Source organism: Bauldia sp. (assembly GCF_020442045.1).
In the GTDB taxonomy this organism is placed as follows: domain Bacteria; phylum Pseudomonadota; class Alphaproteobacteria; order Rhizobiales; family Kaistiaceae; genus Bauldia.
Window position 1 is genome coordinate 1 of the sequence record NZ_JAGRLA010000012.1, and the last position, 14,756, is coordinate 14,756.

General features: G+C 65.7%; 16 protein-coding genes and 2 tRNA genes. 15 read left to right on the forward strand and 3 right to left on the reverse strand.

Features of this window, described 5'->3' with window-relative positions; genetic code table 11:
• Window positions 1-575: FGGY-family carbohydrate kinase (locus KDJ86_RS01325; protein WP_291741882.1), on the forward strand; the 575-nt coding region annotated here is incomplete at its 5' end.
• A 207-nt stretch (window positions 576-782) separates the two neighbouring features.
• On the opposite strand, the gene KDJ86_RS01330 is transcribed toward KDJ86_RS01325, so the two are convergent.
• Window positions 783-1,931, reverse strand: a complete 1,149-nt coding sequence (locus KDJ86_RS01330) for a HEAT repeat domain-containing protein (protein WP_291741885.1) — start codon at window positions 1,929-1,931, stop codon at window positions 783-785.
• A 280-nt stretch (window positions 1,932-2,211) separates the two neighbouring features.
• Window positions 2,212-2,286: transfer RNA gene (locus KDJ86_RS01335), tRNA-Thr, on the reverse strand.
• Between the two features lie 104 nt (window positions 2,287-2,390).
• On the opposite strand from KDJ86_RS01335, the gene KDJ86_RS01340 reads away from it, so the two are divergent.
• From KDJ86_RS01340 to KDJ86_RS01400, 13 genes are all read left to right on the forward strand, one after another.
• Window positions 2,391-2,570 (forward strand): hypothetical protein, encoded by a 180-nt coding sequence (locus KDJ86_RS01340; protein ID WP_291741889.1) that lies wholly within the window; start codon window positions 2,391-2,393, stop codon window positions 2,568-2,570.
• A 130-nt stretch (window positions 2,571-2,700) separates the two neighbouring features.
• Complete coding sequence (gene murA, locus KDJ86_RS01345) at window positions 2,701-3,990, forward strand: UDP-N-acetylglucosamine 1-carboxyvinyltransferase (protein ID WP_291741891.1); 1,290 nt, start codon at window positions 2,701-2,703, stop codon at window positions 3,988-3,990.
• Between the two features lie 69 nt (window positions 3,991-4,059).
• Window positions 4,060-4,524 carry a DUF2948 family protein gene (locus KDJ86_RS01350; protein ID WP_291741894.1) on the forward strand — a complete coding sequence of 155 codons (465 nt, stop codon included), beginning with the start codon at window positions 4,060-4,062 and terminating at the stop codon, window positions 4,522-4,524.
• Window positions 4,525-4,541: 17 nt separating this feature from the next.
• Window positions 4,542-5,834, forward strand: a complete 1,293-nt coding sequence (hisD, locus tag KDJ86_RS01355; protein WP_291741897.1) for a histidinol dehydrogenase — start codon at window positions 4,542-4,544, stop codon at window positions 5,832-5,834.
• A gap of 10 nt (window positions 5,835-5,844) precedes the next feature.
• Window positions 5,845-6,345: a UPF0262 family protein gene (locus KDJ86_RS01360; protein ID WP_291741900.1), complete on the forward strand. Its 501-nt coding sequence runs from the start codon at window positions 5,845-5,847 to the stop codon at window positions 6,343-6,345.
• Between the two features lie 73 nt (window positions 6,346-6,418).
• A complete protein-coding gene (gene infA / locus KDJ86_RS01365) occupies window positions 6,419-6,637 on the forward strand; it encodes a translation initiation factor IF-1 (RefSeq protein WP_291741902.1) in 219 nt (72 codons plus the stop codon).
• Between the two features lie 41 nt (window positions 6,638-6,678).
• A complete protein-coding gene (locus KDJ86_RS01370) occupies window positions 6,679-7,299 on the forward strand; it encodes a Maf-like protein (RefSeq protein WP_291741905.1) in 621 nt (206 codons plus the stop codon).
• A 10-nt stretch (window positions 7,300-7,309) separates the two neighbouring features.
• On the forward strand, window positions 7,310-7,543 hold the full coding sequence (yacG, locus tag KDJ86_RS01375; protein ID WP_291741908.1) for a DNA gyrase inhibitor YacG: 234 nt from the start codon (window positions 7,310-7,312) through the stop codon (window positions 7,541-7,543).
• A gap of 181 nt (window positions 7,544-7,724) precedes the next feature.
• Window positions 7,725-7,800, forward strand: a tRNA-Phe gene (locus tag KDJ86_RS01380).
• A 349-nt stretch (window positions 7,801-8,149) separates the two neighbouring features.
• The gene (rhaS, locus tag KDJ86_RS01385) at window positions 8,150-9,169 is read left to right on the forward strand and encodes a rhamnose ABC transporter substrate-binding protein (RefSeq protein WP_291741910.1); all 1,020 of its coding nucleotides are present in this window, start codon (window positions 8,150-8,152) and stop codon (window positions 9,167-9,169) included.
• An 81-nt stretch (window positions 9,170-9,250) separates the two neighbouring features.
• Complete coding sequence (locus KDJ86_RS01390) at window positions 9,251-10,753, forward strand: sugar ABC transporter ATP-binding protein (protein WP_291741913.1); 1,503 nt, start codon at window positions 9,251-9,253, stop codon at window positions 10,751-10,753.
• On the forward strand, window positions 10,750-11,763 hold the full coding sequence (locus KDJ86_RS01395; RefSeq protein WP_291741916.1) for an ABC transporter permease: 1,014 nt from the start codon (window positions 10,750-10,752) through the stop codon (window positions 11,761-11,763). The genes KDJ86_RS01390 and KDJ86_RS01395 overlap by 4 nt, the downstream gene beginning before the upstream one ends.
• Window positions 11,764-11,771: 8 nt before the next feature.
• The gene (locus KDJ86_RS01400; protein WP_521085245.1) at window positions 11,772-12,815 is read left to right on the forward strand and encodes an ABC transporter permease; all 1,044 of its coding nucleotides are present in this window, start codon (window positions 11,772-11,774) and stop codon (window positions 12,813-12,815) included.
• Window positions 12,816-13,126: 311 nt separating this feature from the next.
• On the opposite strand, the gene KDJ86_RS01405 is transcribed toward KDJ86_RS01400, so the two are convergent.
• Window positions 13,127-14,437 carry a GGDEF domain-containing protein gene (locus KDJ86_RS01405; RefSeq protein WP_291741921.1) on the reverse strand — a complete coding sequence of 437 codons (1,311 nt, stop codon included), beginning with the start codon at window positions 14,435-14,437 and terminating at the stop codon, window positions 13,127-13,129.
• A gap of 128 nt (window positions 14,438-14,565) precedes the next feature.
• Here KDJ86_RS01405 and KDJ86_RS01410 point away from each other — a divergent pair.
• The coding region (locus KDJ86_RS01410) for a hypothetical protein (protein WP_291741923.1) at window positions 14,566-14,756 on the forward strand (191 nt) is incomplete at its 3' end.

Sequence of the window (14,756 nt, forward strand, 5' to 3'; positions counted from 1 at the left end):
CGGCGGTGCAATGGCTCCGCGACGGCCTCAGGATCATCAGGCGCGCCGGGCAGGCGGGAAAACTGGCGGCCGAAGCCGATCCCGGCCAATCCGTCTACTTCGTGCCGGCGCTTGTCGGGCTCGGCGCCCCCTATTGGGATGCCGAGGCGCGCGGCGCGATCTACGGCATCACCCGCGGAACGACCGCGGCCGAGATCGCCCGCGCCGCGCTGGAGGCGGTCTGCTACCAGACCCGCGACCTGCTCGAGGCGATGCAGGGCGACTGGCGAAAGGGCGGCGCCGGGCGGACGGTGCTGCGCGTCGATGGCGGCATGGTCGCCTCCGACTGGACGATGCAATTCCTCGCCGACGTCCTGGGGGCACCGGTCGACCGGCCGAGGATCCTCGAAACCACGGCGCTCGGCGCCGCCTATCTCGCCGGCCTCCAGGCCGGCCTGTGTCCGCCGCCCGATGCCTTCGCCAGGGGCTGGAAATCGGACCGCCGCTTCGTCCCGAAGATGCGACAGCCGGAACGCGCCCGGCGCTATGCCGGCTGGCGGGACGCGGTGGAGCGGACGCTCACCCGGGGCGGGTAGGGCCGGTGGTTCGAATATCGGCGCCATGGAGTGGCGCCACATGGCAGGACTGAAGCCCGCCACGGGGCTGCAAGGTCTTCGAGGAAGAGGACCGGCAGCGCCAAGGCACCACTTCGCGAGGCGCGCACGGCGGCCCAGCGGCGAAGACCGAACCGAGGCGTAGTCGCTGGTTCCGTGTCACCGCTTGCCAGGGATATGCCGGGCTTTCTACGGCGGGGCGAGCTTTCTCAGCGCCTGCAGCGCAGTCTGCTGGACGTAGCTGTCCTGGTCCTCAAGCATCTTCACCAGGTATGGTACGGCCGCGTCACCCGCTTCCGATCCCAGGTTTCCGATCGTTTCCGCGGAAACCGCCCTGACCCATGGTGTCGGGTCGGAGGTCGCGATGATCAGATACGGCAGCCCGCCGACAGCGTCTGAACCCAGATCCCTGAGCCCTTCGATCGCCTGGCCACGAATGACGGCCGCCGACTTCTTGTCCGTCCGGTGAGCAAACAGATCGCCGACATCGGCGTCCCCCGGAACGATGTTTTCCAGCATCGCCGTATCGGGCGAGGGCACGGCCGAAAGATACGCCTTTCCCAGCATTTCCGCCGCATCGCCAGTCCCCGAGCCCTGGGCAATATGTGACCGTATCTCCAGAACGGATCTCAGCGAATCATCCACGGGCGAGGCATCGGCATCGGGAGCAAGAGCATTGATGGACGGGGCCTGCAGCTGCGCAACGGACATTGCCGCCTGATCCCGAACGTAGGGATCGGGATCATTTGCCGCTATCGAGGCTATCATATCGAGGTAGGGTGACGCCGGGTCACCGAGGTTTGCCAACGCCTCCACCGAAACGCAACGCACCCATTGAGAGTCATCCTTGAGGGCGGCGGCGAGCTGGGCGGCGGCGGATTTTGCTTCCGGGCCGATCGCCCGAAGCGCTTCCGCGGCGGCCCCGCGAACAGCCTCATCATCATCCTGCACGAGCAAGGCTGCAAGGTCCGCTGTCGCTTCCTTTGCCGGTGCTCCAATGCGACTCAGTGCCTGGGCGGCGGTCCTGCGAACCTTCGGTTGGTCGGATGCAAGCGCTGCCTGAAGTCCTGGAACCGCCGCCGTCCCGAACTTGGAAAGCGCAATCACGACTCCCGGCAAGACGGAATCGTCGAAGCTCGCCACGTTCAGAATTATCGCATCGACATCGTCCGCATTGGCCGTCGGAAGCGATTCCAGATCGGCGGCGGCCTTCTCGCGCGTCGCCGCGTCGCTGCTCTGCAGGCCGGTGACAATCGACTGGATATCTGCGGCTGCCGCTGGCGAAACCAGAAACGCAACGAACACGCAAATGCCAGCCAGGCGCTTGATGCTGATCATAGCGACGCCTCCCGTGTCGTATCGCCGCAATGCTACCACAGGTTTTCGGGCGAGTGAACAGAGACCCTGCTCGCCGGCCGCGAGGTGAGGGATGATCCCGCTGGCGATCGGATTGTTGCCGCCGGGGTGGTTCCTGATGACGTGAAGGAAGAACGGCTGGTGAACGAGTCCCTGGATTTTCCCCGGATGCATCCGCCATGTTCTGCCGATGTTCGCCGACCACTGCCGAATAGGCTGCCGCCGGGCGGGGCTCAAAGTGGCGGATTTCTGCGGGTTTGAATGGTGCTGCCGGACAGGATTGAACTGTCGACCTCTCCCTTACCAAGGGAGTGCTCTACCACTGAGCTACGGCAGCAGGAGCCGGTTGGTGCCGGACGGCGGTCTTACTGCCACAAGCCCGCGCGGGCTTCAAGCAAAAGGCCTCTGGCAGGCGAACGGCGCGGCGGATAATCTGGCGGCATGAAAGACGGCGACCAACAACCGGCGAAAAAAGCCGCCAGCGACACCCGCGAGGCGCGGCTCGCCGCGGCGCTCCGCGACAATCTCCGCCGGCGGAAAGCGGCGGTTTCCGCCGTTTCCGATCCAGCCGACGGCAATTCCGATGCCGAGGCCGGCAATCGGGCCGCTGACGGCGACTGACGCACCGGCGCCAAGCCTTGTCTGCGCCGCAAAGCTGGGCTAGACGGGCCGAATCCGCCGGACCCGGGGATATATGGATATATGGGGACGCGTCGGCACCACGTCCGGCGCAAACAGGGGGCGATATTCCATGGATCGCATTCGTATCGTTGGCGGCGCCGAGCTGAACGGGACCATTCCGATCTCCGGCGCCAAGAATGCGACCCTGCCGCTGATGATCGCCAGCCTCCTGACCGACGAGACGCTGGTCCTCGACAACGTGCCGCATCTCGCCGACGTCATGCTGCTGAAGCGCATCCTCGGCAACCATGGCGTCGACTGCATGGTCCAGGGCAAGCGCGCCGGGCAGAATGGTTCGTCGGGCGAGACGATCGAACTCTCGGCGCGGGACATCGTCGACACCGTCGCGCCCTATGAGCTGGTCTCGAAGATGCGGGCGAGCTTCTGGGTGATCGGCCCGCTGATCGCGCGGATGGGCGAGGCGCGGGTGTCGCTGCCCGGCGGCTGTGCCATCGGCACCCGGCCGGTCGACCTTTTCATCATGGCGCTTCGCGACCTCGGCGCCGAGATCGACATCGATGGCGGCTATGTCGTCGCCCGTGCGCCGAAGGGGCTCACCGGCGCCCGCATCCAGTTCCCCAAGGTAACGGTCGGCGCGACCCATGTCGCGATGATGGCCGCGGCGCTCGCCCGCGGCGAAACCACGATCGAGAACGCCGCCCGCGAGCCGGAAGTGCTCGACCTTGCTTCCTGCCTCCTCAAGATGGGCGCCAGGATCTCCGGCGCCGGCACCTCGACCATCCGCATCACCGGCGTCGACCGGCTCACGGGTGCCCGCCATTCGGTCATGCCCGACCGGATCGAGACCGGGACCTATGCCTTCGCCGTGGCAATGGCCGGCGGTGACGTGCTGCTCGAGGGCGCATCCGCCGAGACCCTTCAGGCGCCCCTCGATCTGCTTGGCGAGGTCGGCGCCGAGGTGACCGCCACCAACGAGGGCATCCGCATCCGCCGCAACGGGAGCGGTCTCAATGCGGTCGACGTGACGACCGCGCCTTTCCCCGGCTTCCCGACCGACCTTCAGGCGCAGCTGATGGCGCTGGTCTGCCACGCCAGGGGCGCGTCGCGGATTCGCGAGACCATCTTCGAGAACCGTTTCATGCACGTCCAGGAGCTGGCCCGGCTCGGCGCCGACATTCATCTCGACGGCCAGATGGCGACGGTCCATGGCGTCGACAGGCTGAAGGGCGCCGAGGTGATGGCGACCGACCTCAGGGCCTCGATGTCGCTGGTTATCGCCGGGCTTGCCGCGGAAGGCGAGACGGTCGTCAATCGCGTCTATCACCTCGACCGCGGCTTCGAGCGGATCGAGCAGAAACTCGGCAATTGCGGCGCGACGGTGGAGAGGATATCCGGCTGATCGCGGTATTGCGCCGGAGGCCGGCTGACACTACCTGAGGTGCATCCCAGCAACCGTCCGAGACCGATCATGAGCGAACCGGATTGCCTGAAGCTTCTCGCCCTCGACGAGGAAGATCTGTCGGTGCTTTCGGCCCATGTCCAGGACGCGGTGATGAAGGTCGGCGACCTGACCTACCTGCCGAAGGAGAACCGCTTCGCCCTCGTCCTCAACCGCTTCATCTGGGAGAAGTGCCAGGGTGAGCGGACCGCGTTCGAGCGCCGCCGCACCGCCCTCGTCTTCGACCGGGTGAAGGCGGTCCGCACCAGCCGGCTCAGGCGCGACCGGCCCGACGCGGTGCTCGAGTTGCTGACCATCACCTTCGAGCCGGACGAGGCCCCGGGCGGCAGCCTGACGCTGGTCTTCGCCGGCGGTGCCGCGGTCCAGCTCGACGTCGAATGCATCGAGACGCGCCTCGCCGACCTCGGCGCGGCCTGGGCGACGGCGGCGAAGCCCGAGCACGACCTGTCCGTCGACACCTCCGCCACGGCCTGACGGAGGCACTGTCGGGGGTGGTCAGCAGGCTCAACCAGTCCGATCCCGATTTCGAGGATCGCTTCCGCGCGCTGCTCGCCGCCAAGCGCGAGGTCTCCGAGGACGTCGAGGCGGTTGCCCGTGGCATCATCGAGGATGTCCGCGCGCGCGGCGATGCGGCGCTGGTCGAGCACACCGGCAGGTTCGACCGGATCGAGCTGACGCCGGCGACCCTGCGGATCCCGGAAGCCGAATTCGACGCCGCCGAGGTGAGTGTGACCGGCGAGGCGCGCGACGCGCTGCGCTTCGCGAAACAGCGGATCGAGGATTTCCACCGCCGCCAGATGCCGGCCGACGACCACTATGCCGACGATCTCGGCGTCGAGCTCGGCATGCGCTGGACGGCGATCGAGGCGGTCGGTCTCTATGTGCCGGGCGGGACCGCGGCCTATCCGAGCTCGGTGCTGATGAATGCCGTGCCGGCGCGGGTCGCCGGTGTCGAGCGGATCGTGCTGACCGTGCCGACGCCGGACGGCAGGACCAACCCGCTGGTGCTGGTCGCGGCCCGGCTCGCCGGCATTGACGAGGTCTACAGGGTTGGGGGCGCGCAGGCGGTCGCGGCGCTCGCCTATGGCACCGGGACGATCGCGCCGGTCGCCAAGATCGTCGGGCCGGGCAATGCCTATGTCGCCGCCGCCAAGCGGCTGGTCTTCGGCCAGGTCGGGATCGACATGATCGCCGGGGCGTCGGAGGTGCTGGTCGTCGCCGACGGCGACAACGACGCCGACTGGATCGCGTCCGACCTCCTCGCCCAGGCCGAGCACGACACGGCGGCGCAATCGATCCTCGTCACCGATTCGGAAGACCTTGCCGAACGCGTCGCTTCGGCGGTCGGGCGCCAGCTCGCCACGCTGCCGCGCGGCGAGGTCGCCGCCGCGAGCTGGCGTGACCACGGCGCGATCATCCTCGTCGATTCGCTTGCCGCCGGGGTGGCGCTTTCCAACCGGGTCGCGCCGGAGCATCTCGAGCTCGCCGTCGCCGATCCGGAGGCGCTGCTCGTCCGGGTCCGCAATGCCGGCTCGGTCTTCCTTGGCCGGCATACGCCAGAGGTCATCGGCGATTATGTCGGCGGCCCGAACCACGTCCTGCCCACCGCGCGCTCGGCCCGCTTCTCCTCCGGGCTGTCGGTCTTCGATTTCGTCAAGCGGACGACATTGCTGAAGCTCGGCCCCGAGCAGCTTCGCGCCCTCGGTCCGGCCGCGATCACGCTTGCCGAGGCGGAGGGGCTCGATGCCCATGCGCGTTCGGTGTCGATCCGGATGAACCGCTGAGGGGGCAGCGATGGCCGGAGACGGCAGGGGGCGGTCCGGCAGGCTGATCGGCGTCGAGGTCGACCCGGCGGCTCTCACGGGCGGGCGCCCGTTCCTCGAGGCGGAGCGGGAGATCGCCATGCAGGACATGATCGCCGCCGACAACCACTTTCTTCCGGCCGGCGGAGAAGGGGCTTATCGCCTCAGGATTTCGATAGCCGAGCGCAAGCTGGTCCTCGATATCATGGACGCCGGCGGCGGCCCGGTCGCCCGGCACATCCTCTCCTTCAAGCCCCTGTCGCGGGTGATCCGGGACTACTTCCTGATTTGCGAGACCTACCAGTCGGCCGAAGGCACGATGTCGCCCGCCCGTTTCGAGGCGATCGACATGGGACGGCGCGGCATCCACAACGAGGGCGCGACCCTGCTGCGGGAGCGGCTGCAGGGCAAGGTCGACATGGATTTCGACACCGCCCGCCGGCTGTTCACGCTGGTTTGCGCGCTCGGTTGGCGCGACCGGCGCGAAGCATGATCCGGTTCACATCCGAGCGCTAATCGGCTACCGTCCCGCCCACTTTTTCCAGCCGCTGCCAGACAGGAACCGCATGGCCAAGGAAGAGATCATCGAGTTTCCGGGGGTTGTCTCCGAACTGCTTCCGAACGCGACCTTCCGCGTGAAGCTTGAAAACGACCATGAGATCATCGCACATACCGCGGGCCGGATGCGGAAGAATCGCATTCGCGTCCTGGCCGGAGACAAGGTCCTGGTCGAGATGACGCCTTACGATCTGACCAAGGGTCGGATCACCTACCGCTTCAAATAGCGGCGCACCGCCGGCTGCCGGCGCCGTCGCAGGAAAATGACATGCCGGGACGTCTGAAACTGGTTCTCGCGTCGGGCTCGGTACGCCGACTTCAGCTCCTGAACCAGATCGGTGTCGAGCCGGACCGGCTGATGCCGACGGCGATCGACGAGGCGCCAAAGCGCCACGAGCTGCCCCGCAATCTCGCCAAGCGCCTGGCCCGCGAAAAGGCCGAGGCCGCCGCCGCCTTGCTGAAGGGGGACGAGGAATTTGCCGGTGCGCTGGTGCTGACCGCCGACACGGTGGTCGGGGTCGGCCGGCGCTGCCTGCCGAAGGCGGAGCGCATCGAGGAAGCGGCCGCCTGCCTCAGGCTGCTCTCGGGCCGTTCGCATCGCGTCTATACCGGGCTGGTGCTGACCAACGCCGCCGGCCAGATGCGCCAGCGCCTGGTCGAGACCCGCGTCCGCTTCAAGCGGCTGTCGCGCGAGGACATGGAGAGCTACCTCGCTTCGGGCGAATGGCGCGGCAAGGCGGGCGGCTATGCCGTGCAGGGGCTCGCCGGCGGCTTCGTCATCAAGATGGTCGGATCCTACTCGAACGTCGTCGGCCTGCCGCTCTATGAGGCGATGACGCTGCTGGTCGGCGACGGCTATCCCGTGCATTTCAACTGGCTGAAGGGCTGACGAGGACGCCATGGCCGATGGGGAGGAGGAGGGCGGCCCGGCCAGAGCCGGCGGCGAGGTCATTCCGCTGAGGCCGCGGCGTGCCTGCCCGATCTGCGGCAAGCCGGCGGACAGGACGATGTTTCCCTTCTGCTCGCGACGCTGCGCCGACGTCGACCTCAACCGATGGCTTTCCGGCGCCTATGCGATCCCGGGCGTCGAGGGGGACGAGGATGACGAGGACGGGGCTCCGTCATCGGGCTGAGCCGGGTTCCGGGGCGTCCGCGGCGGGCGAGCGGGACCCGCTGTTTCAGGCGAGCCACGGAGCACGAAGGCGGGTGCCGAAGGATGTCGCTGAACGATCTGGACACCTCGCGCCGAGTTTCCTATAAGGCGACGCCCTGCCGGTGAACGAAGGTGCCTGTCGCCTCCGTTGGGCCGGCTCAGCCCAGGTAGCTCAGTTGGTAGAGCAGCGGACTGAAAATCCGCGTGTCGGTGGTTCGATTCCGCCCCTGGGCACCATCCCCCTCTCTCATAACTGAACATAGCACCTCGGAAATAGCGGAGATCAGCCATTTATGGCGATCCAGCCTGCTCGGCGCTGAACATCGCGAGCCCTTGTTTCGCATCGGATTGGGGGTGTCTTCCGGGAGGTGTCGCTCAACCGAGCGGGGCCCATACCCCCTGATCTGCCCTCCACAGGTGCCGATCATGCCACCCTCCGAATTGCAGATATCGGGGACGCAGTAGCCTTCTCATCGAGCGAGTGTCAGAATGGCGGCCAGCTGCATGAGTGCAGCCGATAGTGCCTGGCGCACTTGACCAAGGAAAATGCCCTGAATCGCTCGGGGCATGGGAGGAGTAATTTGCCATGACTACGACACGTCGCACTCTGTTGAAGACCGCTGGTGGCGCTGCGCTTGTTGCGGCCGCACCGTCGATCCTGACATCGTCGCTGAGCGCCGCCGACAACAAGCGCATCGCGATGATCGTGAAGAACCTCGGCAACAGCTATTTCGACGCCTGCGCCAATGGCGCGAAGCAGGCCGCCGACGAGATCGGTGGCATCGAGATCATCTACACCGCGTCTGCCAAGCCGACCGCGGAAGACCAGATCGCGGTCATCGACGCGCAGATCGCGCAGAAGGTCGACGGCATCATCGTGTCCGCGAATGATGCGGACGCCCTCGTGCCGGTCGGCAAGAAGGCCATGCAGCGGGGCATCAAGGTGATGAGCTTCGACTCGGCGATCGCGCCCGACGGCCGCATCGTCCATCTGTCGGCGTCCTCGACCCCGCTGATCGGCGCGAAGCAGGTACAGATGATCGGCAAGACGCTGGACTACAAGGGCGAGGTCGCCATTCTTTCCGCCGCTTCCACGATGACCAACCAGAACGCCTGGATCGAGGCCATGAAGGAGGAATGGAAAAAGCCCGAATACAAGGACATGCCGCTGGTCGCGACCGTCTATGGCGATGACCAGGACGACAAGAGCTATCGCGAGATGCAGGGCCTGATCAAATCGCATCCGGACCTGAAGGGCGTCATCTCGCCGACCACCATCGGTATCCGCTCGGGCGCCAAGGCGATCGTCGATGGCGGCCTGGTCGGCAAGGTCTACATCACCGGCCTCGGCCTGCCCTCGGAGATGAAGGACTACGTCCTGGCAGGCGCCTGCGACACCTTCGCGATCTGGAACCCGGTCGACTACGGCTATGCCTCGACCTACATCATGAACGATATCCTGAACGGCGCAGCGACGGCGGAGGGCTCGAAGCTGTCGATGGGCTCGAAGGGCGAGACCACCGTCGGTCCCGACGGCGAGTGCGTCATGGGCGAGCCCTTCGTGTTCGACAAGTCGAACGTGGAAGAATACGCGAAGATTTTCTGACCGCGGATTTTCGCCCATCTCCAGGGCCATGACCGGTTCGTCCGGTCATGGCCGCACCGCAGAATATCCGCCTCCGATTTCATGTCCGATCCCGTCCTCACCCTCACCGCAGTGTCCAAGAGCTTTCCGGGCGTGCGGGCGCTTCATGACGTCAGCCTTTCCCTCCAATCCGGGCGGGTGACGGCGCTGATCGGCGAGAACGGGGCCGGCAAGTCGACCATCGTCAAGATCCTCACCGGCATATACCGGCCCGACAGCGGCGAGATCCATGTCGGCGGCGCGGCCAGGCATTTCTCCTCGCCACGCGACGCCTGGGCCGCCGGGATTGCGGCGATCCATCAGGAAACGGTGATGTTCGACGAACTCACCGTTGCCGAGAACATCTTCATGGGGCATATGCCGGTCGCCGCCACGGGGGGTGTCGACTGGTCCCGGATGCGCGCCCGCGCGGCCGACCTCCTGGAGCGTATCGATGCGCCCATCCCGCCCGGCCTCCCCCTCAAGCGCCTGTCGGTGGCGCAGAAGCACCTGGTGGAGATCGCGCGCGCACTTTCGCATGAGGCCCAGGTGGTCATCATGGACGAGCCGACGGCCGCCCTCTCCGCCAACGAGATCGACGATCTGTTCCGCATCGTCGAGCAGTTGAAGGCCGAGGGCCACGCCGTCGTGTTCATCAGCCACAAGTTCGACGAGATATTCCGCATCGCCGACGACTTCGTGTGCCTCCGCGACGGCGAGAAAGTCGGCGAGGGACCGGTCGCCTCGGTGACCGAAGCGGAGCTCGTGCGCATGATGGTCGGGCGTCCCGTCGACCAGGTCTTCCCGAAGCGGGACGTTCCGATCGGCGACGTCGTGCTTTCGGTCGAGGGCCTCTCGAATGCGACGGAATATGCCGACATCTCCTTCGACTTGCGCAAGGGCGAGATTCTCGGCCTCTATGGCCTGGTCGGCGCCGGCCGTACCGAGGCCATGCAGGGCCTGTTCGGTATCACCCCGACGACTCGGGGCAGGGTGACGCTGGAGGGCCGGCCGCTCGCGGTCGCCTCGCCGGCCGATGCGATCGCCGCCGGCATCTCCTACGTGCCGGAGGACCGGCAGGACCAGGGTGCAATTCTCTCGCTCGGGATCCGGGAGAACGTCACCCTCGCCAGTCTCGGCCAGTATGTGCGCGGGTTGTTCCTGTCTCGCCCCCTGGAAATCGACGAGACGCGACATCTCGGCCGGCGTCTGGCGGTGAAGGCCTCCAGCTGGGAGCAGCGGCTGGCCGAGCTTTCCGGCGGCAACCAGCAGAAAGTGGTGATCGCCAAGTGGCTGGCGACGCGGCCGAAAGTCATCGTCCTCGACGAACCGACGAAGGGCATCGACATCGGCTCGAAGGCCGCGGTCCACGAGTTCATCGGCGAGCTTGCCGGCGAAGGACTTGCGGTCGTCCTGATCTCTTCGGAACTGCCGGAGGTCATGGGGCTCGCCGACCGCCTGATCGTCATGAAGGAAGGGCGGATCGTCGAGGAGTTCCAGCGAGGCCGCTGGAGTGCCGAAGCGATCGTCGGTGCGGCCACCGGTGCGCGAAGGGACGCCGCGTGACCTCGCTCATAAAATCGCGCGAACTTTTCCTCGCCCTGATTCTGGTCATTGGAGTCATTTTGATCGGCTCGTATGACCCGGTCTTTGTCCGCTGGCAGAACATAAGCGACATGCTCACCGAGACGTCGGTGCTGTTCATGCTCGCGCTGGCGCAGATGGTCGTCATCCTTACCCGCGGCATCGACCTCTCGGTCGCCGCCAATCTCGCCCTTTCGGGATTCGTCGCGGCGCTGGTCAGCCAATATTATCCCGGCGTCCCCCTTGCCCTGATGATCGCGGCCGGCGTGGCGGTCGGATTGCTGCTTGGTATGATCAACGGCGCCCTCGTCGCTCTCCTCACCATACCGCCGATTGTCGTCACGCTCGGGACGCTGGCCGTCTATCGTGGCATGATCATCATCCTGGCCGGCGGGGACCAGGTGAATGCCTCGGAGATGGGCGACGTCTTCCAGGCCTTCCCGAAGCAGACATTTCTCGGACTGACCACGCCGATCTGGATCGCCATAGGCGTGTCGATCCTGTTCTGGCTCTTCCTCAATTTCACGCGCACCGGACGCGGTCTCTACGCCGTCGGCGGCAACCCGCTGGCGGCGCGCTATTGCGGCATCAGCCAAGGCCGGCAGGAGTTTCTGGCCTATTCGATCGCGGGCGCTGTCTCCGGGCTCTGCGGATATCTCTGGGTTGCCCGCTACGGCGTCGCCTATTCCGAGATCGCCAGTGGCTACGAGCTGACCGTCATCGCGGCCTGCGTGATTGGCGGCGTCTCGATCGGCGGCGGGGTCGGCACCGTCGCAGGGACCCTGTTGGGTGCGCTCTTCCTCGGCATCGTCAACACCGCGCTTCCCGTGCTGCAGATTTCGCCCTTCTGGCAGATGGCAATCGCCGGCGCCGTCATCCTCGCGGCCGTCGTCATCAACGCGCGGGCGGAGCATCGGCCGGACAAGCTCATTCTGCCCGAGGCCCGTCGTCTCGGCAGGGATTCCGGCTTGTTGAGGAGGGTCAAGGCGTGAACGTCCCCGTGCAGCCAGGCCAGCAGGACCGTTACACGGTCCTCGACACCGCGCCGCGACGGCTGCGCGACTTTCTCCTTAGCTGGGACGTGATCCTGGTCATCCTGTTCGTGCTGACGATCGTGGTGAACTCGCTCGTCTCGCCGTATTTTCTCGACGTCTACAACCTGGCGGACGCCACCTCCAACTTCTCCGAGAAGGCGATCATCGCGCTGGGCATGGCGCTGCTTATCCTGGTGCGCGACATCGACCTCTCGGTCGCGGCGATCGTGGCGCTGGCATCGATGGGCATCGGCTACGCCGCCGAGGCCGGCTGGAGCCCGACGATGCTGTTTGCGGTCGGCCTCGGCATCGGACTGCTCTGCGGCGTCTTCAACGGCGCGCTGGTGACCCGGTTCAGGCTGCCCTCGATCGTCGTCACCATCGGCACGATGTCGCTGTTTCGCGGACTGACGCAGGTGATTTTGGGGGACCAGGCGCTCAGGTCATATCCGCAGGGCTTCCTCGACCTCGGCCAGTCCTATTTCATCCCGATGACCGAGACGGGCATTCCGTGGCTGTTCATTCCGCCGGTGCCCCTGTCGTTCCTCGTTTTCCTTGTCCTCGCCCTGATCTTCGGCATCGTCCTCCACAGGACCGCGGTCGGCCGCCAGCTTTTCGCCATCGGCTCCAATCCGGTCGCCGCGCGTTTTTCGGGTGTCCCGGTCAATCGACTGCGTTTCCTGCTCTTCGGGCTTTCCGGCATGCTGTCCGGTCTTGCCGGGGCCCTGCTCACGGCGCGGCTCGGCTCGATGCGTTCGAACATCGCGGTCGGCTGGGAGCTCGATATCGTCACGATGGTCATTCTCGGCGGCGTTTCGATCGCCGGAGGCGTCGGCTCGATCCTGGGCGTATTTCTCGCCGTCCTCGTTCTCGGCCTGGTCACCTTCGGCATGGCGCTCAATAACATCCCGGGGCAGGTCATCAGCGTCTACATCGGGGCGCTGCTGATCGCGGTGATCTCCATTCCGCGGATATTCGAGCGGCTGCGAGCCTGGCGGGCGGGCCGCTGAGGGCTTTGGACGGATCGGCTTGACCCTGCTCGCATCCGCCGGATCATCGGCGCTTGCGAGAGCGCAATCTATGCGAGAGCACTGCTGAAAATTTTGGGGACTTCCGGCCGCGTAGTCGGTATCGACACTCCTGGAGACTTCGTTTCCCACGCAAGGCGCCGCAATTCCCGAAGCCTTTCGTGTTCCTAAGCCGGGCGGCCGAGCCGTCTTCGTTGCAGCCGATCGGGATGCTCCCGTCTGGCGCTCAGGCAAGCCGTATCGGACAGGCCGCTTTCATGTAATCCTGGGATGCCCACCGCGCGCATCCGCGGCTACCGCGCTCCATAGGCTGCGCCGAAGATCGATGGGACATGGTCCTGGCGCCCTCCATCATCGGCCTTCTCGTTCCGATCGGCGGCATCCCCTTCGAGCTCGCCGGCCAGGCAGACCTGGTCACGGCCATTCGCCTTGGCCTGATAAAGCGCCTCATCGGCGCGTTTCAGAATCTCATTGGTCGAGTCACCCGGCCGCGCGATTGCGACGCCGATGCTGACCGTCATGGGGATGGATTCTTCGACGGATGAAAGAGGCGCATTCCTCAGGGCATTCAATATCATCTTGCTCACTGATGTCGCGACCGCAGCCGCGCTCGCCGGCAGCAGGATCGCGAATTCTTCGCCGCCGAGCCGGCCGAGACGGGCCTGAGACGGCAGAGCCTTGGAGGTAACCTCGACAAAGTGCCGGAGCGCCCGGTCGCCAGTGTCGTGGCCGTAGCGATCATTGAGTTGCTTGAAGTGGTCGATATCGAGAAACAGCAGCGCGACATTGCCCTGGACCGCACGGTTGGGATCGAAATGGGGAGCCGCATTCTCGAGAAAGGCCCGCCGCGACAATGCGCCGGTCAGGCTGTCATGGTTCAGCGACCGTTCAAGCCTGGTCACGGTTCTTCCGAGCAGCAGCAGGAGTGCCGACAAATACATGGTGGGAAACAACAGCAGCCGCATGGACGAGATGGCCAGGTTCCAGGCCGTCGGTTCAGCGAAGTAGCTCCAGCTGTCGGTGCCCATGACAGCCGCAAGCCACCGCGACATGAAGAATGCCGAGACGACGAATGCGCAGACGATCGCGAAAAGCTTGAAGGCAGTCGGCGCATCGGCCTGACGGAATCCGTCGATCATCGTCCAGGCCATGGCCAGGACGATGATCGACGCCGACCCGGTGCTGACGATCATCCTGCCGGCAAGGCTATCCACCATGAAGGTGAATACGGCGAGAAGGCCCGCAACCGGCATGAGGATGGCGACAAGGGCGTGCGGTCGCAGCGCTGGCTTCGATACGAACTGTCGAAAGCCTGAAAGCATCAACAGGCTGCCAAGGAGCATGACAAGTGGGAAAACGATGTCGAGCCAGCCTCGCGAATCCGAACCTCCGATGGCTCTCAAGGCGATATGCACCGATGCGACCATTGCCGAGGCGGCAAAGGCCAACGCTCCAGGCACTCGCGAGGCGTGTAGGTGAAGGAAGATCGGAACCGTGATGGCGATTGCGACCGCCGAGGCGATGAGAACAACCGTCATGCCTGCCCCCGTCTCTAGATGGTCTGCGGCCGCCAGCTGCCGCCGCCGCCTTCTCGAGGACGGCATCCCCTTTCCGGCCTCGGCCTTGCGTTCCCGCAGGCATGTATCTTCTAGCGGTCAGGGCTTAACGTTTGCCGGCTCAAATATGTAAAAGGCAGACGATTAGGCACCCGGCGCCTGCCAACAGGTCGGTGATGGGCGGCGAAGCCGCCGAGCAAGCGGATGTGGCCTTGTGGCTACGAACGGCATACGCTGCTCGGGACCGTCGACTATGGGACAGCCAGCGAAACGAGTCAGCCCTGAATCGCGCCACGATGCACTACGCGCATTCAACGAACCAGCCCGATCGCACCGATTGGCAGGTACTGGACGCGCATCTGACCAA